Source organism: Nonlabens sp. (assembly GCF_039941875.1).
Lineage (GTDB): Bacteria > Bacteroidota > Bacteroidia > Flavobacteriales > Flavobacteriaceae > Nonlabens.
The window spans coordinates 67324-87001 of sequence record NZ_JBDVDQ010000005.1; the positions used below are offsets into that span (position 1 = coordinate 67324).

Annotated in this window: 23 protein-coding genes; 1 reads left to right on the top strand and 22 read right to left on the bottom strand. The window is 33.2% G+C overall.

All coding sequences use genetic code 11. The annotated features are described in order from the left end of the window. Window positions 1-25: 25 nt before the first annotated feature. The 7 genes from ABJF08_RS04230 to ABJF08_RS04260 form a co-directional block, all read right to left on the bottom strand. A complete protein-coding gene (locus tag ABJF08_RS04230) occupies window positions 26-1702 on the bottom strand; it encodes an RluA family pseudouridine synthase (RefSeq protein WP_348114816.1) in 1677 nt (558 codons plus the stop codon). 27 nt (window positions 1703-1729) lie between these two features. Beyond that, window positions 1730-2242 (bottom strand): thioredoxin family protein, encoded by a 513-nt coding sequence (locus ABJF08_RS04235; protein ID WP_348114817.1) that lies wholly within the window; start codon window positions 2240-2242, stop codon window positions 1730-1732. 15 nt (window positions 2243-2257) lie between these two features. After that, window positions 2258-4078 (bottom strand): ABC transporter transmembrane domain-containing protein, encoded by a 1821-nt coding sequence (locus tag ABJF08_RS04240; protein ID WP_348114818.1) that lies wholly within the window; start codon window positions 4076-4078, stop codon window positions 2258-2260. A 3-nt stretch (window positions 4079-4081) separates the two neighbouring features. Beyond that, entirely contained in the window at window positions 4082-5794 is a 1713-nt protein-coding gene (locus ABJF08_RS04245) for a phospho-sugar mutase (RefSeq protein ID WP_348114819.1), read from the bottom strand. Window positions 5795-6008: 214 nt separating this feature from the next. After that, window positions 6009-6977 (bottom strand): glycosyltransferase family 2 protein, encoded by a 969-nt coding sequence (locus ABJF08_RS04250; RefSeq protein ID WP_348114851.1) that lies wholly within the window; start codon window positions 6975-6977, stop codon window positions 6009-6011. Window position 6978: 1 nt separating this feature from the next. Next, complete coding sequence (locus ABJF08_RS04255; protein ID WP_348114820.1) at window positions 6979-7539, bottom strand: DUF4199 domain-containing protein; 561 nt, start codon at window positions 7537-7539, stop codon at window positions 6979-6981. A gap of 44 nt (window positions 7540-7583) precedes the next feature. Further along, complete coding sequence (locus tag ABJF08_RS04260) at window positions 7584-8081, bottom strand: hypothetical protein (RefSeq protein WP_348114821.1); 498 nt, start codon at window positions 8079-8081, stop codon at window positions 7584-7586. A gap of 150 nt (window positions 8082-8231) precedes the next feature. Here ABJF08_RS04260 and ABJF08_RS04265 point away from each other — a divergent pair, with 150 nt between their 5' ends. Continuing rightward, a complete protein-coding gene (locus tag ABJF08_RS04265; RefSeq protein WP_104515121.1) occupies window positions 8232-8483 on the top strand; it encodes a type B 50S ribosomal protein L31 in 252 nt (83 codons plus the stop codon). Between the two features lie 82 nt (window positions 8484-8565). Here ABJF08_RS04265 and ABJF08_RS04270 read toward each other — a convergent pair whose 3' ends face one another. The 15 genes from ABJF08_RS04270 to ABJF08_RS04340 all read right to left on the bottom strand — a co-directional run bounded on the left by ABJF08_RS04270 (window position 8566) and on the right by ABJF08_RS04340 (window position 19543). Then, on the bottom strand, window positions 8566-9165 hold the full coding sequence (locus ABJF08_RS04270; protein WP_348114822.1) for a transglycosylase domain-containing protein: 600 nt from the start codon (window positions 9163-9165) through the stop codon (window positions 8566-8568). An 11-nt stretch (window positions 9166-9176) separates the two neighbouring features. Beyond that, window positions 9177-9539, bottom strand: coding sequence for a DUF1304 domain-containing protein (locus ABJF08_RS04275; RefSeq protein ID WP_348114823.1), 363 nt, complete (start codon window positions 9537-9539; stop codon window positions 9177-9179). A 100-nt stretch (window positions 9540-9639) separates the two neighbouring features. Next, window positions 9640-10329, bottom strand: a complete 690-nt coding sequence (locus ABJF08_RS04280; protein ID WP_348114825.1) for a haloacid dehalogenase type II — start codon at window positions 10327-10329, stop codon at window positions 9640-9642. Between the two features lie 80 nt (window positions 10330-10409). Next, window positions 10410-11234: a DUF6503 family protein gene (locus tag ABJF08_RS04285; protein WP_348114826.1), complete on the bottom strand. Its 825-nt coding sequence runs from the start codon at window positions 11232-11234 to the stop codon at window positions 10410-10412. A gap of 125 nt (window positions 11235-11359) precedes the next feature. Beyond that, window positions 11360-12007, bottom strand: coding sequence for a DsbA family oxidoreductase (locus ABJF08_RS04290; RefSeq protein WP_348114827.1), 648 nt, complete (start codon window positions 12005-12007; stop codon window positions 11360-11362). A gap of 3 nt (window positions 12008-12010) precedes the next feature. Beyond that, window positions 12011-12325, bottom strand: a complete 315-nt coding sequence (locus ABJF08_RS04295) for an EthD family reductase (protein ID WP_348114828.1) — start codon at window positions 12323-12325, stop codon at window positions 12011-12013. Window positions 12326-12351: 26 nt separating this feature from the next. Next, window positions 12352-13083, bottom strand: a complete 732-nt coding sequence (locus tag ABJF08_RS04300; RefSeq protein WP_348114829.1) for an SDR family oxidoreductase — start codon at window positions 13081-13083, stop codon at window positions 12352-12354. 104 nt (window positions 13084-13187) lie between these two features. Then, window positions 13188-13736 carry a carboxymuconolactone decarboxylase family protein gene (locus ABJF08_RS04305; RefSeq protein ID WP_348114830.1) on the bottom strand — a complete coding sequence of 183 codons (549 nt, stop codon included), beginning with the start codon at window positions 13734-13736 and terminating at the stop codon, window positions 13188-13190. A gap of 73 nt (window positions 13737-13809) precedes the next feature. Then, window positions 13810-14373, bottom strand: coding sequence for a TetR/AcrR family transcriptional regulator (locus ABJF08_RS04310; protein WP_348114831.1), 564 nt, complete (start codon window positions 14371-14373; stop codon window positions 13810-13812). 276 nt (window positions 14374-14649) lie between these two features. Next, window positions 14650-15243: a hypothetical protein gene (locus ABJF08_RS04315; protein WP_348114832.1), complete on the bottom strand. Its 594-nt coding sequence runs from the start codon at window positions 15241-15243 to the stop codon at window positions 14650-14652. Between the two features lie 22 nt (window positions 15244-15265). Further along, window positions 15266-15976 (bottom strand): hypothetical protein, encoded by a 711-nt coding sequence (locus ABJF08_RS04320; RefSeq protein WP_348114833.1) that lies wholly within the window; start codon window positions 15974-15976, stop codon window positions 15266-15268. A gap of 260 nt (window positions 15977-16236) precedes the next feature. Next, complete coding sequence (locus tag ABJF08_RS04325) at window positions 16237-16935, bottom strand: thioredoxin family protein (protein WP_348114834.1); 699 nt, start codon at window positions 16933-16935, stop codon at window positions 16237-16239. A 2-nt stretch (window positions 16936-16937) separates the two neighbouring features. After that, on the bottom strand, window positions 16938-17462 hold the full coding sequence (locus ABJF08_RS04330) for a TlpA family protein disulfide reductase (protein WP_348114835.1): 525 nt from the start codon (window positions 17460-17462) through the stop codon (window positions 16938-16940). Window positions 17463-17606: 144 nt separating this feature from the next. Next, entirely contained in the window at window positions 17607-18545 is a 939-nt protein-coding gene (locus ABJF08_RS04335; protein WP_348114836.1) for a septum formation inhibitor Maf, read from the bottom strand. A 197-nt stretch (window positions 18546-18742) separates the two neighbouring features. Next, a complete protein-coding gene (locus ABJF08_RS04340) occupies window positions 18743-19543 on the bottom strand; it encodes an AraC family transcriptional regulator (protein WP_348114837.1) in 801 nt (266 codons plus the stop codon). Window positions 19544-19678: the final 135 nt, after the last annotated feature.

Sequence of the window (19678 nt, forward strand, 5' to 3'; positions counted from 1 at the left end):
TAGTTATTCACAAGAACAAAATATTTTAAAATGGTGCAGGAACATTTAAAATTACAGGCTGTAAAGTTACAGGATGTATAAATTCTAATTGCTCTGCATGTAGATATAAACGATCCTTTTTAAATCCATAGAGATCATCACCTATAATAGGACAGTTTAATCCTAATGGATGTGACGCATGAACGCGCAACTGGTGTGTGCGTCCAGTAATAGGGTAGAAGTGCACTCTAGTTTTACCATCTTTACGTTCTATAACTTCATATCTCGTACGAGCATTTTTGCCATATTCAGGATCGACCATTTGAAAAGGTCTATTATCTAGATCTACTCTTAAAGCTAGAGAGATATAACCGCTGTCTTCTTTTACGATGCCATCTAATAAAGCAACATATCGTTTTTTAACCGTACGTCTCTCAAATTGATCTTGGACCTTTTTATGAATTTCTAAAGACTTAGTAAGTAATAAAACTCCTGATGTACTCATATCTAGTCTGTGTACAATTAATGGTCCTGTAGCATCTGGAAAACGTTGTTTCATTCTAGATTCTACAGAGTCGTCTATGACCTTACCACGTACCGAGAGAAACTCTTCTGGCTTATTAACAGCCATAAGGTATTCGTCTTCATAAATAAGAGATAGTTCTTTACCTATAGCAGGATTTTCTAACATAGGATTATCATCTACGTCTAGACCTTGTAGCATATGCCCTAAAACAGGTTCACATTTAGAACGGCATGATGGGTAAAAGTGACCATGTTTACGTATTTGTGATTTTAACGACTCACCGTACCAGAACTCTGCCATGGCGAGTGGTTGTAAATCATTTAAATAAGCGTATTGTAATAATTTAGGCGCGGCACAATCTCCAGTACCAGATGGAGGTAAGTAAGGAGGTATGTTTTTGAAAAGCTCAATAGCATTTTTACGCTCACCGTTTGCATTTAAAAAACTATAATTTTCAAAAATCCAAGTCTGTAGTTTGTTAGATAAATTTTTACGATCTAACTTAATTTGGTCTATTTCATTTTGAACAGCAGCAATAGCGTTTTCTAGAGGAACGACTTTTGAATCAAGATATACTTTGTATTCTTTGAGCAAGAATTTTGCATGCATACCAGCTGTTTGCTGGCTATCTATTAATTTTTGAAAATCTGCTTTACTCAGTGAAGATTTGGCTTCTTCCTTTATTTTCTTACGTTCTGCTTTGAGATTTGAATGTTTTTTACGTTGATTGTAAATTAAAAGTTCATTCTCGACCTTTAATTTTTCTAGCCTTTTCTTATTTGCAAGGTAGTCTGTGTCGTTCTCCAGCGATTCTAAAGTAGAAGTAAGAGTACTTAAAATACCATTTTCTTTGGCATAAAGACCATCTTCCTGAAACATATTAAAAACTAAAGGAGCAAATTCAGTTTCTTTTTGTTCTCCGTTTATGACACCAGAATGTGCCCATAAATGACCTAATTTACCTTCTTTATCTCTAACTACAAGTACCCCAAACATTTTCCCTAAGGGATGCTGGTAATCTTCTGGACCTAGGTTTAAATCAAAAAACCAATTATCTAGGCCGTCTAAAAAACTTCTTAATTGTGTGGCTGCTTTTAAAGCGAGAGGATGCGGTTCATAAAGAAAAGGGAACGTAAATTTTTGAGGTATATCTTCCTTTTCTTCTTCAGGATTAAATCGGCGTAAAATAGAACTCATTAAAGAGTATGTTTTAAAATCAGTTAATTAACCCTTTGTAAAGATCTTAGTTATTAAGGCTTCATTCTCAGCAGTTAAATTAGATGTAGCTTTTAATTTTTTAATAAAACTAGCCACTTCGTCTTTAGACGCAGGACAGCCAAGGTTATCACCTTTTTCATTAAAAGAAGTAGTAATTATTGTACCGCTCGCGTCTAGTATCACCCAAAAAGGTAAACCAGCACTAGCGCCTTTATAGCTGGTAATTAATTCTCTAGATCCAGGGTTTTCTAGTTTTATGTTATCCCCATTTTCAAAAACAACAATAGGTAATAACACATAATTTTCTTCTATATAAGAAGCGATGGCAGGATCTTTCAATTGTTTAGTCATGCGATGACACCATCCACACCAAGACGCTTCAAATTTTACCATCACATGCTTATCAGATTCCACTGCTTCACTAAGAGCGTTGTCCATTAAAGACTCTACAGATTCTTGAGCTGTTGTTACATTAATTGTGGCAACTAGAAATGTTACTAAAAGAATTAAATTTTTCATGTGTTATATTATTTATTACACTAGACTCTGCATCCCAACAAGTCCATGATAAAGACCTTCTTTAGATAACAAATCACTGTGCGTTCCTTGTTCAACTATTTCTCCTTTTTTCATTACAACTATATGGTCCGCATTTTGAATGGTAGACAGTCTGTGTGCAATTACTATAGAAGTTCTATTTTTCATAACTTTTTCAAGAGCATCTTGAACCAGTCGTTCACTCTCTGTATCCAGTGCGCTAGTTGCCTCATCTAAAATTAGGATAGGAGCATTTTTAAGAACTGCGCGGGCAATAGAAAGTCTTTGTTTCTGTCCACCGCTTAATTTATTACCGCTGTCACCTATGTTGGTATGAATACCTTCTGGCAAGTCTTTGACAAATTCCCAAGCATTGGCAATTTTTAAAGCATCAATAATCTGTTCTTCAGTGGCATTTTTATCACTTAGTGCTACATTAGTTGCGATAGTGTCATTAAATAAGATAGAATCTTGAGTAACGATAGCCATTTGATCACGCAAACTTTTAAGAGTTACATCTTTAATATTTTGCCCATCTATAGTAATAGTACCATTTTCTACATCGTAAAATCTGGTCAATAGATTTGCAATCGTACTTTTTCCAGAACCACTTTGCCCTACTAGAGCAACACTAGTTCCCTTAGGTATATTAAGAGAGAAATTCTTTAATACAGGTTCATCTTGATAAGAAAACGTGATGTTGTTTACGTTTACCGCTTTCGCGAAAGCGGGAATGGAAACAGCTCCTTCTTTATCTTCAATCTTATTTTTAGTATGCAATATTTCTAAAACACGCTCTGCACTCGCATTACCTTCTTTAATTTGGTAACTAGCTTTAGAAAGTGCCTTAGCTGGTGTTAATATGTTATAAGCAAGTACCATAAACCCAATAAATGTGGTAGGATCAATTGATTCTTCAATTAACACTAGACGACCTCCGAACCATAAAAGAATTCCAATAACTAAAATTCCTAAAAACTCACTTACCGGACTTGCAAAACCTTTACGATGATTTAATTTTACTGCAAATCGGTACATTCTATTGGTACTATTTTGAAAGCTTTCGCTCAACCTATCTTCGGCATTAAAACCTTTAATTACTTTTAAACCACTTAATGTTTCTTCTAATAAAGAAAGAAAATAACCTTGCTCTTTTTGAACCTGACCACTGCGTTGTTTTAATTTCTTACCTAATCTTGAAATTAAGAATCCAGAAACAGGTAAAAAGACTAACATGAAGACGGTGAGTTTAGCACTCATCACTAGCATAATAGCAAGTGTGAAAATGATATTTAGAGGCTCTTTTACAATGAGCTCTAAAATAGATAGAAAGCTATTTTGTATTTGCAACACGTCAGCACTGGTTCTAGCTATAACATCTCCTTTACGTTTTTCAGAGAAATAAGAAATAGGAAGATGAACTATTTTTGAAAATAAGTCATTTCTAATATCTCTTAAAACACCATTTCTTAGGTAAGCGATAAAGTACATCCCTAAATAACCGAAAAGGTTTTTCAAAAAGAAAAGAATTAAAACTAGAGAAATTACAATGATAAGGGCTTGTTCTTTCCCATCAGTCTGTGTAGTGATGTAGTAGCCTAAATAGCCTTTAACATAATCCATTGTGTGATTGATACCTTCCCAAGTAGGAGCAATGTTTACAGCCTGAGTTTTGTCAAATAGGACATCTAACATAGGAATCAATGAAACAAAACTTAATGCGCCAAAAAGTGCATAAAATATATTACAAATAATATTCAGTATCCCATGACGCTTATAAGGTCTAGCATACTGTAAAATCTCTTTAAAATAATTCATTTATTAAATATCAAAACTGGCAAGAATGCCTTTAATTTTATCTTCTAATTGTGACTGGATTAGGGTGTAATGTTCCACTTTGTCCAGCGCTGTTTTTACAGAGATATAGAACTTTATTTTAGGTTCTGTACCGCTAGGTCGTGCTGCAATCTTTGAGCCATCTGCTAGATAGAAGATTAAAACATTAGATTTAGGAATATCAAGAGTTTCAGTTTTATTCAAATGCTTGTTAACTCTAGTGCTAGCAGCATAATCCTCTACAATAATGACATCTTGTCCGCCTATTTGTTTTGGAGTGTTTTCTCTTAAGTTTATCATCATTTGCTTAATCTCTGCAGCTCCAGAGATTCCTTTCCTCACTAGAGAGACTAATTTCTCCTGATACACACCGTGTTTAAGGTATAGTTTTATCAGCTCTTCATAAACGGTCGATGAATTTGATTTTGCAAAAGCATACATTTCACAAGCTAATAGACATGCAGTAACAGCGTCTTTATCACGCACAAAATCGCCTACCATGTAACCAAAGCTTTCCTCGCCACCACCTATAAAGTGCTGTTGCGGATGGTCTTTAATCATTTTTGCAATCCACTTAAAACCGGTAAGACCTTCTTTACATTCTACGTCATATGCATGCGCTAGATCATGCATCATAGGTGTAGAAACGATAGTAGATCCTATAAAGGGATCTCTCATCGCTTTTATATCGCTTTGCTTTAATAAAAAATCGGTCATGGCAACCATGGTCTGATTACCATTAAGTAATTTCATATTACCATCTGTATCGCGCACAGCAATACCTAATCTGTCAGAATCAGGATCTGTACCTATAACCATGTCAGCATCGATCTCATTTGCAAGATCTACTGCCATTTTAAGCGCTTCTGGTTCTTCTGGATTAGGAGATTTTACTGTAGGGAAATCACCATTAGGTACGGCTTGTTCTTCTACGATATGCACATTTGTGTATCCAGCACGTTTTAAGGTTTCTGGAATTAGAGTAATACTAGTACCATGTAGGCTAGTAAAAATTATTTTTAATTGAGAGCGGTCTACATCTCCTGCTATTTTACCTGCTTTGATACTGTCGTCTATAAATACATTATCGTCTGCATCAGTCAGTAATTCTATTAACTGGTCATTACCATTAAAATTAATATCACTGAATTCTAATGAGCCGATTAAATCTAAAATTTCTTTGTCCTGCGGTGGTACGAGCTGCCCACCATCTTGCCAGTACACCTTATAACCATTATACTCCGGCGGATTGTGACTAGCCGTTAAAACAATACCTGCATGACAGTCCTTTGCTTTTACGGTATAAGAAAGCAATGGAGTAGGGCGCAAATCTGGAAATAGATAAACATGAATACCGTTTGCACTAAAAACGTTTGCAACTACTTGTGCCAGTTCTTTAGAATTATGACGGCAATCGTATGCGATAGCTACTTTTACTTGCTCGTCTGGGAACTGTTTATTTAAGTATTGAGATAGACCTTGTGTGTTTTTACCTAACGTATATTTATTGATACGATTAGTCCCAACACCCATAACACCACGCATACCACCTGTACCAAATTCTAGATCTTTATAGAAAGATTCTTGAAACTCGTCATTATTTGCAGTGATTAATGCTAGAGTACGTGTTATAGTAGACTCGTCAAAAGGTGCTTGAGTCCACGTTTGTGCGGTTTTTAGGATTTGGTCTTTATTCATGTGTTGTTGGCTTGTATTCTTAGTACAAAGATAGGAATTACTAAGCAGTCTCAGTTACTGTTTTAAGTAGTTGCGCCGTGGGTTATCATAGTCGTTATAATTCTAGTGATTAGTATAAGATCATTTTAATTTTTTAAAATGTAAAAAGCCTTTTCTGTTTAAATAGAAAAGGCTTTTATAAAATCATATCTCGGTGTTTTGAGAAGTAAGTTTTTTAAATTTTTTCAGCAATTTTATAACGATCACCTTGATTACCATTTCTTAGAATCAACTCGCCTAAAAAGCCGGCTATAAAGAAAAGTGTACCTAAAACCATAGTAGTAAGTGCTATAAAAAACCATGGATTATCGGTGACTAGAATATAAGGAAGATCTGTAGCCATGCGGTATAATTTTGAAACACCTATATATCCTGCTGTTATAAAACCTATCATAAAGGTGATAACACCTAGAGAGCCAAAAAGGTGCATAGGTCGTTTTCCATATTTAGATATAAAAGCAATAGTTATGAGGTCTAAAAAACCATTGATGAACCTCTCGTAACCAAATTTAGTAGTACCATATTTACGCGCCTGATGGATAACTTCTTTTTCTGTAATGTCAGTAAATCCAGCATTTTTAGAAAGCACAGGTATGTAACGGTGCATCTCACCATGTACATCGATATTTTTTACGACCTCACTTTTATAGGCTTTTAGGCCACAGTTAAAGTCATTAAGTTGCACACCACTAGTTTTACGCGCTGCCCAATTAAATAGTTTACTAGGTAGATTTTTTGAAATAACGCTGTCGTAGCGTTTCTTTTTCCAGCCACTTACTAGATCATGATTCTCTACAGATATCATTTTATAAAGTTCAGGAATCTCATCTGGAGAGTCCTGTAAATCTGCGTCCATGGTGATAACCACGTTACCTTGAGTGAGTTTAAAACCTGCATGTAAGGCTTGTGATTTCCCATAATTAGTCTGGAATTTTATGCCTTTTATGGGATTAGTAGAGTTGTTTTGTTCTCGCTTTCGCGAAAGCGTACTTATTATACTCCAACTAGTATCTGTACTACCATCATCTATATAAATTACTTCATAGGATAAGTCCGTGGTTTGCATTACACGGTCTATCCAGGATTGTAATTCTGGGATGGAGTCTGCCTCATTGAGTAATGGGATGACTATGGAAAGGTCCATTTTATTCAAACTCGTAAGGTTTTTCTTTTTTAATGATAAGACTAGAAATTAAGCCACCTATGGTAAACATAATAATATTACCTATGTAACCTATTATAAGACTGGCATAACCGAATGGTGTTGGGCTAAATTTCATTTGCTGGCGTATTTGCTCTTCTGATACCTGACCAGAAAAGTCTTCCATACCGAACCAACTTAATATAGTGCTACTCATTTCCATAGCTGCTTCTATGCTTAATTCTACCAGTTCTTCTTTTGCACTAGGATCGATGATGTTAAAGATTAATAAACCGGCAATAACATAACCTAAAAGAGCAATGGCAACGGTGAAAATAAAATAGAGTAGTGCGGTTCCAAAACTTAGATAGCCTTCTAACTGCTTTTTTGCCTCTGTCTGTGACACAACACCTAGAATAAATACTATAATTGATATAGGGTAAGTGATCAATGGATTTAAGAATAATCTTAAGTCTATTTGCCACATAGCAAAATAAGCAACTATAATTAAGGTAAAACCTATAAGGCCATACTTAACCGGTATTTTTTTTATTAAATTATTCATTTAAAAGTGTATTGTTATACGTTTCAAATATAACGATCAAATTATTACTTACCTGTCTGTGGTATTTTACTGATAATTAGTCCTGTGATTAAACCAGGTACGGTAAACATGAGTGTTTTAGTAGCAAAACCTAGAGCAAATTCTGATAAAGAGTAAGTAGGGACTTTAAATACATCGCTTTTTGCAAGGCTGTTTTGTCCTTTTTCGGTAATTCCTTGCCATGCGTCTAATAATATTTGTTTAGCATTTGTGTCTACATGATTAAGTAAAATGTAATATGTAACAGACTCTGTAATAAAAATCATGATAATACAAATGAAGTAGGCTAGGACTACCTGCTTAAAAGAAACGTTACCTTTTAAAGCAAGCCTACCCCATACTTGTGAGATGACACCTATTAGGATAGGGTAAATGTATATAGAGGTGTTTAACATAGGGTTTAAATAATCCTGTGCTTGCCACATGTATAGATAAATTACTAGAGTAATTAATGCGCCTACGGTTCCTAAAATAAAGGAATTTCTTTTGATCGTATTGTCCACTAAAAAGATTTTTAAATGAGTTTGCAAATATAAAGCTAGGAACTATGGTTTTATGAGTTACATTTGCTTTAAATTAATTTAGGATTAAAAGGTTGTTATTTAAATAAAAACAGTTAAATTTGCAGCCGCAAAAGAATAAGAATTTAAGTCATGCAAAAAGGAATACACCCAGAGAATTATAGATTAGTAGCATTTAAGGACATGTCTAACGAAGACGTATTCATAACTAAGTCTACTGCTAACACTAGTGAAACAATTGAGTTTGAAGGAACTGAATATCCATTAATCAAATTGGAAATTTCTCGTACTTCTCACCCATTCTATACTGGGGAGAGCAAACTTATTGATACTGCAGGACGTATCGACAAGTTCAAAAACAAATACGCAAAATTCAAGAAGTAATCTTCTCGATTTTTATTTATACCAAACGCCTCGCAATTTGCGAGGCGTTTTTAGTTTATATAATTTTTACATAAGGATCTTTCTAATAACCTAATAGTTCTAACCGCTGGTTAAGTCTTTCTAGAGCAGATGCTCTATACGGATGATACATTCTAGGGTTGTCCAGCATTAAAATTAATGTAGCAGCCTCTCTCTTATTTAGGTCTTCTAAATTCTTATCAAAATAGTGTAACGATGCGCTGTAAAAGCCTATTTTGTTATTTAAAAAGTCAAAATTGCTTGAGTAAAATGCAAGCAGCTGGTCATCTGAAAAATGCTGTTCTAAATGATGGGCTAGAACTAGTTTAGGAAATCCATATGTATTTTGCTCACTAGAATAATGAACTATTATTAGTTGTGCAGCCTCCTCACTCATGTATTTACCACTACGATTTTCAAATAATGACTCAGTAATGTAACTGATTACATGTTTTGTTTTATACATCTCATGAAATGTATCTAGAATATTAACTGGTAAGGATTTAGCGTTATGAATATCTGATTCTATGTGATGTAAAGATATGTTAAGAGATTTTTTTAAGTGGTGTTCTACATATTTATAACCGCAAAAAAATAGAAGACTAATAAGGATGGAGCTTACTAGAATAGTTTTTACAGTGAAATTAATAACCTTCTTAATCAATAACGATACTTTTAGAATACTAAAATTAAAATAATGGTTAGTACAGCAGGAATGGTTTGTACAAATATAATTTTCTTACTGACAGTAAAGGCTCCGTAAATGCCTGCAATAGCAATACAAGCCAGAAAGAATAAACTCACGTTATCTTTCCATACTTCATTTTCTATAAAGAATGTCCATATTAAACCAGCTGCTAGAAAGCCATTGTACAGTCCTTGATTTGCTGCCATAGCAGTAGTCTGTCCGAATAATTCCTTAGGAAAATCACTGAATACCTTTCGACCTTTAGTTTCCCAAGCAAACATCTCAAAATACATGATGTAAATGTGTAAAAAAGCTATAAAACCGATTAAAATAGAAATAAATGTACTCATGACTTATTATGTAATATGAGTAGTAAATATAATAGAATCTATGATTAATCTATTAATAATAAATAAGCAGTGTAAGTAAGAACTATTTCTAAGTTTGCCTTTACTTGTAGGTTACTAATATATCTGCTGCTTTTTGTAAATCGGTGGCATGTATTTCTGTTTTATTAGCTAGAGGAAACTGCTGTTGTCCAGGTCTGGCAATAAACGCAGCTCTCCAACCGGCCCAAATGGCACCAGCTACATCCCAACCATGCGCTGCTACTAGCATGCATTCTTCTGGTGAAACGTTCATTTTATTTGCAGCCCAATTATAAGCCTGTTTAAATGGCTTAAACTTGCCAGCGTCTTCTATACTAAGCATTTCATCAAAGTACGAAGTGAGTCCAGCGTGTTCAAACTGTTTTTTAACTCCTTCGTTGGAAGAATTAGTGTATGAAACTAATTTGTACCCATTTTCTTTTAATTGGGTTAGTGCTTTTTTTACTTCAGGATGTGGGTTTAGATTTCTCAAAGAATTAATCACGACATCTTTAGCTTCTTTTTCAGATAGTTCTATGTCATTATTTGCTGCAACCATTTGTAACGTTGCTGCACCTATGGAACTAAAATGCTCATATTGATCACCAGCTGATGCAACTAATGAATACTGTAGCATAGTAGTAAACCACAATGAAAGTAGATCTTCCCTGCCATTTAAAGTTTTACCTATTTGAACTTTTAATGGTGATATATCTAATAGAGTTTCATTAACATCAAAAAATAATACTTTGGGTCTTTCTAAAGATTGCATGGATATAGTTTTTCTTAATATAACAAAGAGGTTTAAAATTAATTAAACCTCTTAAATAATACTGTTAGACTTTTGTCAAATTATAATTGAAAATCGCTTAAAACAAGACCGTTATTAAATTTAATATCACTCCAGTTTACCTTCACCCATGGTGCATCTGTTACGATGGCATCCCATGAAGACTTTTTATATTTTCTAGTGGTAGGTAATAATACTCCTTCTATATTTTCATATTCAACTTGCATTAAAGCTGGAGTTTCTATGATATTGTAATCTGCGACAGTAAATAGAAACTGATCTACTAGACCTGTTTCTTTATTGATATAAACCTGATAGATATCAGTAGCTTTCTTTTCAGCTAGATTAAAAGAAACCTTAACTACGTCATATTCTTTATTGTCAATAGTTTTTGATTCTACATATTCATAGACTAGATTATTATCTAACAATTTAGGCATCATGGCAAACCAATAGAAATTAGTAGGTCGGTTAAATTTCACTTTGTCTAGGTACTTTTGCTCAGTTATTTGCTCTTCATTATTCTTTAACCAATAATCACTACCATCAAATCCTTGCTCGATAATACCGTCTAGGTCAGGTAGAGTTCTTTCATGTTTATGATAATATCCATAAGATAGTTCTCCATCAAAAATGTATTTCTCGTTGGTGACATCAAGTTTACCGTCTGCTGTTTGGTAATTTAAAGTGTAAGAGACATCTTTTTTCTCAAGTAATTTTTGATAATCACCTACTTTTTGAACCATTTGATATACCATTTCATGCCCTTTGTTTTGAAATTCTTGAGTTGGTGCAGGCTCTATTTCTTGAGGTGTTTTTGCATTTTTATTATCATTACAAGAAAGTAGTAAAAAGCATAATAATAAAGTAAGTAAGTTAAGTTTCATAGTGGTTATAGTTTTTATGGAGTTGAAAATGAGTTTATATAATACTATAGTAGATCTAATCCATTTAAAAAAGATTAGATCTACTTTTAATTTATAGATAATTAAATGCTTAAAAGCATTGTGTATTAACCTTCTTTGATTAGTTCATTAAGAACTTGTTTAAAAGTATCTACAGGTTGTGCGCCAGTAACAGCACTCTTTCTATCAAAAACGATAGTAGGAACAGATGTTACACCTAGTCCTTGCCAGTAGCTTTGAGCAGTTCTAACCTCGTTACGAGCTTCTTCACTTTCTAGCCTTGATAATCCTTCTTCGGCATTTAAACCAACGTCTAATAAAGCTTGTTTAAGAACCTCTCTTTTTGATACATCTTTACGTTCACTGAAAAACGCTGTTGTAAGACGCATTTTTAGTTCTGTTTGTTTGTCAAATTCTTTTGCATATTTTAGAAGTATGTGAGCATCAAAGGTATTTACCATTCTCATACCATCAAAATAATCAAAAGTAAATCCTAGTTCTTCTCCAGCCTGCGACATGTGCTGTCGTGAATCTTTTTGTTGCTGTAGAGTAGAGCCGTACTTTTCAGCGATATGCTCTGTTAAATCTTGACCAGTAACAGGCATATTAGGATTCAGTTCAAAAGGTTGCCACTCTATAGTAACTTGATCTTGAATACCTAGCTCATCAATAGCTTTTTCTAGTCGTTTGTAACCTATGGTACACCATGGACATACCACGTCAGAAACGATATCAATTTTTAATTTCTCTTTCATTTCTTAAAAAATTATTAGTTCGCTTACCTGTAGATCAGCTTGGACGTTACTATAATTCTCCACATCTGCTGCAAAAACAGCCGCGTGAGGACCAAATGCTGCCTGAAATGAAGCTACATCATCAAATTGTAAATGAGCGATCGCTACGTATGGAGCTAGCTCTCCAGGGGTTTTACTTGCTATTCCTAGATCCAGTTCTAGACCTTTTAATGCGTCCCCTAATTTACTAGCAACCATAGGTAAGTGGTTGTTTTTATAATATTCTGTATCAAACTTTACATCTTTGCTGTTTGGATACATTACAGATACTTTGATCATGATTATATAATTTAAAATTACTTGTATTAAGAGAAGTCCGCTAAAACTACATTTTCAGAAAATCCTTCATAAGCGCTTTCGACTTGTTGAGCCATTTCATCTGGAAATAAATGAAAATCACCAGCTTCTAATGCTTTCATAATACCTTCAGAAACGTCGGTGGTAGAAGATGCGTTTTCAAAACCAGCGGTTGCAGCCATGTCTGTATCTATAGGTCCAGGATGTACACTTAGTATGCTCACGCCTTTAGGTCCTAATTCTGTTCTTAAACCTTGTGTTAAAGAATAAGAAGCCGCTTTAGAAGCAGAGTAGGTAGAGAGTTGAGAAAAATTCTTCATAGAGGCGATAGAGTTTAATTGTACTAATGCACCTTTTTTATCTTCTAACGTTTGAGCAAAAGCATTTGCCACACGTAGTAAACCAAATGCATTTACTTTCAATTGATTCTCAAAGTCTTTTTCTACATCCTCACCTAGAGTGCCTTGTGGGTTTCCTATACCTGCGTTATTCACTACTATTTCTACATCATTGGTCTGTTGAGCAAGTGCATTAATAGATTCTGTACTAGAAACATCTGCTTGTACGGTAACTACTTTATCGCCATAGGCATCTTCAAGTTCTTTAGTAGAATTAATATCTCGTACGGCTAGATAAACTCTTTTTGCACCGTGTTTTAAAAACGACTCCACTATTGCTTTACCTATACCTCGATTTGCACCAGTTACTAAAGCTACTTTATTCTCGATGGAAATACTCATAATTTTGTTTTTTTTAAGTTTACTAATTCTATTAAATAGCAAACCTTCCTAAATTACTCAAGGAAGGTCTACCATTTAAAAATGTAATTAAGGGGATTTACATTTTATTTTTTCCATGCAAATTTTTCAAATGGCGCATCTACAGGGGTGTTTGCGATGTGATTTGTGTAATTACTAATTACTTTTTGAGAAAGACCTAAAATTATTTCTAGCACCTGAGTCTCTCCATATCCTGCTGCATAAAATGCGTCTAGATCTTCTTGAGATACATTACCACGATTGCGTACCACAGATAATGTCATTGTTCGTAGTGCTTCTAGTTTAGAATCTGCTAGCGGTGTTTCATTACGCAATGCTTCTGTAATAGAATCATCTACTTTCATCATTTGTGCAATTCCTGTATGTGCTGGCACACAATAATGACAGCCGTGCTCTACATTAATAGTTTGCCATACCACAGTTAATTCATTTGCATCAAAAGAAGTTTCTGTAAATAATTGGTGTAACTGCTGGTATGCTTTAAGCAATTGTGGAGACGCGGCAAGAACACCGTGTAAACCTGGTATCATACCAAAAGATTTCTGTGATCCTTCTAATAATACTTTGCTTTCTTCTGGAGCACTCTCGATGTTGTGAACTTTTAAAGTTGTCATAATGTTTATTTTAAATATGTTGTTTAATGTTAATTATAACTAAATAATCGTTTAGTTATAGGGTAAAAAAAAGTTATAATTTATAGAATGTCATTTCTATATAATCTTCAATTTCTTGTTTACTATTTACTCTACTCGCAGCGGCTAGACCGTGCTTTGCGAGTAATAGATAGTTAGCTTGTTTAAGCACCAATTCTTCACTTTTTGAACTATCGGTTTTCAATTTTTCAATGATTAGAGTCTTAAGGTGTTCCATAAATGAACTCATTTGTTCTTTTATTAATTCGTCTTCACTTTGAGAAAATTCATTATAAGTATTAGTTACAAAACAACCTTTTTGGTGATTACCTTTATAATTCATATCCACAGAATCATAAAAGAATTGCTTTATATCTTCTACACCATTGTTAGCAGTTTTAAACTTTTCTAGTATGTCGTTTACTTTTGTTTTATAACAATTTAAACTTTCCAAAAAAAGACCGTGCTTATTACCAAAGCTAGAATATATAGAGAATTTATTGATGCCCATTTCTTTCTCAAGCATCTGCATAGAAGTGGTTTCATAGCCATTGCGCCAAAACAGGTTCATTGCCTTTTCAACTACTTCACTCTCGTTATATTCTTTTTTTCTAGCCATTAATTCTAACTACGGCACAAAACTAACCCATCGTTTAGTTATGATAAAGTGTTTAACAATACTTTAATGATCTCGCTTTCGCGAAAGCGGAATAATTTAAAATACATTCCATAAAAGTTATGGTCTAAGTTTTACTTTTATCCAAAACGTTTTCTGGCGAGTGGTAAAGTCATATAGCTGTAATATCATTTATTTAATTTTCTTATAACTTAAAAAAAAAAGCCTGCAGCTTCTAATGAAAGAGACTGTAGGCTGTTATTTTATTGAAGATCTGTGTTATAAATTTTCAATGAGTTGTGCAGGAAGTAATTTTTCTAAGATAGCTTTTTGATTCTTTTCTAATACTAAGAATTTCCACCCTGTTTTACCATTATCAGATATTCCATAAACATCTTTTTCTGACTGGATTTCAAAAAAGCCAGATTTATCGTCATAAGCTACATTTTCAGCACCAAAGCTTTGTTGAAAAGCAGTTTTAGTCATACTTATACGCAGTTTTTTATCTTCTTCAGTTTCTTGTCCATCGCCGTTAATTTTCATATTCATCTGGCTAGAATAGGTGAGAAGGGAATAATACTTATTTTCTATTTTTTGAGCATCATCTATTTTTAAAATAGTAGGGTTTTTTATATCGATCTCCATATCTGGATTATTGAAAGTTTGCTTCATTACTTCCAGCATTTTTGCTTTAGGAATAATGTCAAAAAACTCTGTAGGCATATAATCTAGAGATTTTTCTAGCTCCATATTCACGATAGAATTTAGGTAATTAGTAAAATCTGCCTGAATCTCGTTTTTAGTTTCTTGAGCTAGTGTTACAGTGCTTACAGCTATGAAAAGTAAGGTGATTAATTTCTTTTTGATATTCATTTATTCTAGTTTTTAGTTGTTTTTAATTCATCGCAGGATCAGACCTACGAACTCCTTCATTAGTATGTACATTTCCTACCTCGGTAATTACTGCACCATCTGGTCCAGCCATTTGCCAGTGTGCTGATTCTACTTCAGCTAATTTAGCAAAATCACCTTCAAAGGCTTCAATAATATGATGAGTAGTCGTTTTTCCATCCCAATGTGAATTAGGTACTACCACCTGTGGGAATTGATCGCTATTATCTTCTCCGACACCTACTATGTAACTTTTCCCATGTCTTATTAACCAGCCTTCCATTTTTGCTGGATTACCCTTTGCAGCATAATGCATATGTTCTCCTAACATCTGTCCAGGTAATAAAAAGATATCCATCAACATGTATTGATCGGTTTCATTATTCACAAACATGACAGACGCTAGTCCTAGTTCTAGATAGTTACCTTTATTATAATCTGTTAACCATATCTTTTCTCTCAACCCATCAAATATAGGGTAATCATGATATTCTAGCATTTCTATAAGTGCATCCTTTGCTTTTTCTTCTAGAAAATTTCCATCAGCATCATAAAATTGTTCATTGGTAAATTTTAATTCTTTCTTTTCTTTTTGAACAGGTGCATTGGTCACTTCTTCTTGAGCGATAGCCACCGTAGTTTCATTAGGTGTATTCTTACAACTAGTAAATAGTATAGTGGTACATGCGGCGGTTAGTAAAATGAGCTTTTTCATAGTCGTTTTGGGTTAAAATTGATGGTTTAGGATAGTTTTTGATCCTTTTTGGATCTTTCAAAGACCATAATTACTACATTTTTAAAGTTTCACTAGTCTCTTTGTAGTTACTTTAACATCGGTTTTATTCATAACGGACATATAAAAAAAGTCCATAGCTTCATTTTTTGAAACTATGGACTAGAGTAAACAACTTAGTTTTGGATAGGGAAAAGAACTGCTGTTTACATGTAATAAATTATTAGGGCTGTAATAATTAATTAACTTTTCTTTACTGGGCAACCTATGGCTTTCGTAAATGTTATTTCTGGTTGCTCTCCTTTTTGTAATGATAGAATAGCGTTTTCTAAATAATTAATTTTTACATCTTTAGAAGATTTTGCGTTATCATCTATAGTACCTATATATTGCACTTTTCTATCTTTATCTAATAAGAAAACATGTGGCGTTCTTACCGCTCCATATTTAGGTGATACTTCATGTTTATCGTCTGCTAGATATACGAATGGAAAATTCTTTTCTTTTGCTCTTTTTTGCATAGAGGCAAAATTTTCTTTTTCATTATTCTCACTAACATTAGGGTTAATAGATACAACTTCATAACCCTGAGAGGCATACTTGTTGTGTAAGGATATCAATCTATCTTCATACATTTTTGCAAACGGACACTCGTTACAAGTAAAAACTACTATGTAACCATTGGCATTTTTATGATCTGATAAAGAAACCATTTTACCATCTACATTCTTTAGATTAAAATCATCAGCGACTTCTCCTATTTTATAGCCACCTATTTCATCAAGTGTTTTTGTTTGTTCTGGATTATGGTTTCCCTTTGGAGGTCCTTTATGTTCACGATTTTGTGGTGGACCTTGTCTTTCTTGTGCTGTAAGGTGTGTACTAGTTAAAAAACTAACGAGTGTACAAAGTACCATTAAAGTAAAAGTGCTCTTTTTCATAACTATTTATTATATAATTGATTTATGGTGTTCTCTAAATCTGTAATATCTTTAAATGTACGTTCATGATAAGAACGTTTTTCTTTATTAAAAATAATAGTGAAAGGAATCGCGCCTGACCAGTTAGGGTCTATTTTATCAATCCAGCTGTTAGCATTTGGATCATCTAATAAAACAACGGTAGAAACGATGTTTCTTTTCTTTAAAAAAGGTATTAACTTCTGTTCTATGTCTTCCGGAAAATCTAAGCTTACCAAGGTTAATTCTACGTCTGCATGATTTTTTTCATATTCTTGAAAAATAGGCAGTTCTTTTACACATGGTGCACACCACATAGCCCAAAAATTTACGACGTGTATTTTATCAGAGTTAGTATATAGTAATGGCTCAAGTGATTCAAAATTATAAACAGGTATTTCTACACTATCCTGAGTAACTGCTAGTGCCTGTTTATCATTAGATTTTTCAGTAAAACCTAGAAGTAAAAAAGAAACCAATAATATGCATATGTTTTTATACACGGTCATAAGCTATTTTAGCAATTCAGGTTTTGACTTCAAATTTGTTTAAAGGTTTAATCAATACATTAACATTTTTAAATAAAAAACTCTAGTAATCTTATTATAAGATTACTAGAGTTTAAAATAAATGTATTAAAAATGTATAAGTACTTAATTCTTTAACTGTAAATCTACTCTTTTAGATTCATCAGATAATTTTTTTTGTTCCCAATAGGGCTCATTAATGCTTTTCTTTAAAGTAGCCTCAGTTACCAGACCGTCACCATTATCTTCTGTCCATGACATGATCTTATAAGGGAATTCTTTTTGAACGTCTATGGTAATTTTTCTATCATAATTTACATATTCGATAGTAAATTTAGATAGATCTGCAGTTTCAGTTTTACTTATTTTAGCTTTTGCAGGTTGCAATTTCTTGTATGCAAAACGACTGTAAATAGTAGAGAATATTAAATCAATATCTCCAGTAGGTAATTGCCCTTTGTTTAACCTTAAACGTGTCATTAACTCTTCTTCTAACATTGCAGCAGGCATATTTTTTTCTGTATCACCATCAGCTTCAAAATAAGAGAACTGTTTAAATTTATATGATTCATCCTCTAGATTTAATTGAGTAAAGGTATGACCACACCATTCTTGTATACTCGTGTTTAATTTTAAAGTATGTGGGTATTTTGCTGTGTTTACCGGTGTGAAACTAGAGCTGACAATAGAATAATCATAAATACCAGTAGTAAACTTTCTAACATGATTAAGTTTCATGACAGACACATTATCATCTCCAGCTTCTTTTGGGTGATCTAGTTTGACCTGTTTATTTAAAGAAAAAGGTTCTGTTACAAAAACAAGAACCACCTCGCCCTCGCGTATATCACCATAACGAGATTGCTTCAGGTCATAACTATTCAACTCTGCTGTGCCAGAATACCAGTAATCGTTAAATTCTTTATCTGTAACGACTTCTTTCTTTCCAGACGTAGTGGTAATTTTAGTTTCTGTTTTAGTTTCTGTTGCAGTATCCTTATCTGTTTTACAGGCTAGTAATAAATAGATACTTAAGAAGCTTATTGCTTTAATTGCAGGACTCATATATTTCATTTTTATACATTATAAAAACACTTTATATCAATAGAAGTTTTATATTGTCTAAAGTAAATTATTGATTTATAGTTCTTAAAGCGGAAAATAGACACAAACTATCACAGAAATAATACAAGCATCATATTTTGGCAGTTTTATAACTTTTAAACTAGAGATCGATAAGTTTTACAACTATTAAATGAAGACTATATATAAATCTCATTAGACCTTCTATATTCAGATGGACGTTTACCCATAACTTTACTGAATGTGTTACTAAAAGTAGGCAGGCTGCTGTAACCTACCATATTTGCTATTTGTGATATGTTATAATCAGAGTTTACTAAATATTCTAGAGATTTGAATATTCTCAGCTGCGTGTAATACTTAATAAATGACATACCTAGATCTTTTTTAAAAAGACGATAGAGAGACTTATCTGTCATGCTAAATTTTGATGCCAGGCTAGGCAACAAATGTTCTTCATCTATTTTATCAGATAGATAGGTAGTGATACCTATTAATTTGTTATCTGTAGGGTGCGGTAATTCTAGATGTAGAGATTTAGATACGCTTTGTTCTAGCAAGGTTTTAAACGCATTTACTATAGGATATTTATTTTTTTGAGACTTTCTTATATCGCCATTCCAGTTTTTAGTAAATAGTAATAACTCCATTAAGAGGTTATTAATGTGATATATTCCTTCTTTTTTATAAAATTCATTAGCACTTTTCTTAATAGGGAAGTATAAATTTCTCATTATCACCTTAGGAGAACTAGGGTAGATGGAATGTTGCACTCCTGCAGGTATCCACATATAATGTCTAGCAGGTAAATAGTAGGTTCTAGTATCGGTTTTTACATAAACCACACCGCCTTCTGTATATAAGAATTGTCCTTTTTTATGACTATGGTGTTCTATTAGAATAGAGTCCATAGGATTATGGTAACAAAATATACTTTTAGAAATTTTATCCACCTCGGTTAAATAATACTTGTTATCCATAAAACGACTTTTTTACTTGAATGCACTAAATTAATAAAACATTGTCTTTAATCAATAAAAAGACAATGAATATCTTGCATAAATTGCAATTGTATTTTATTAAAACCTCATTTTGGAGTGCTATTTTATATAAAT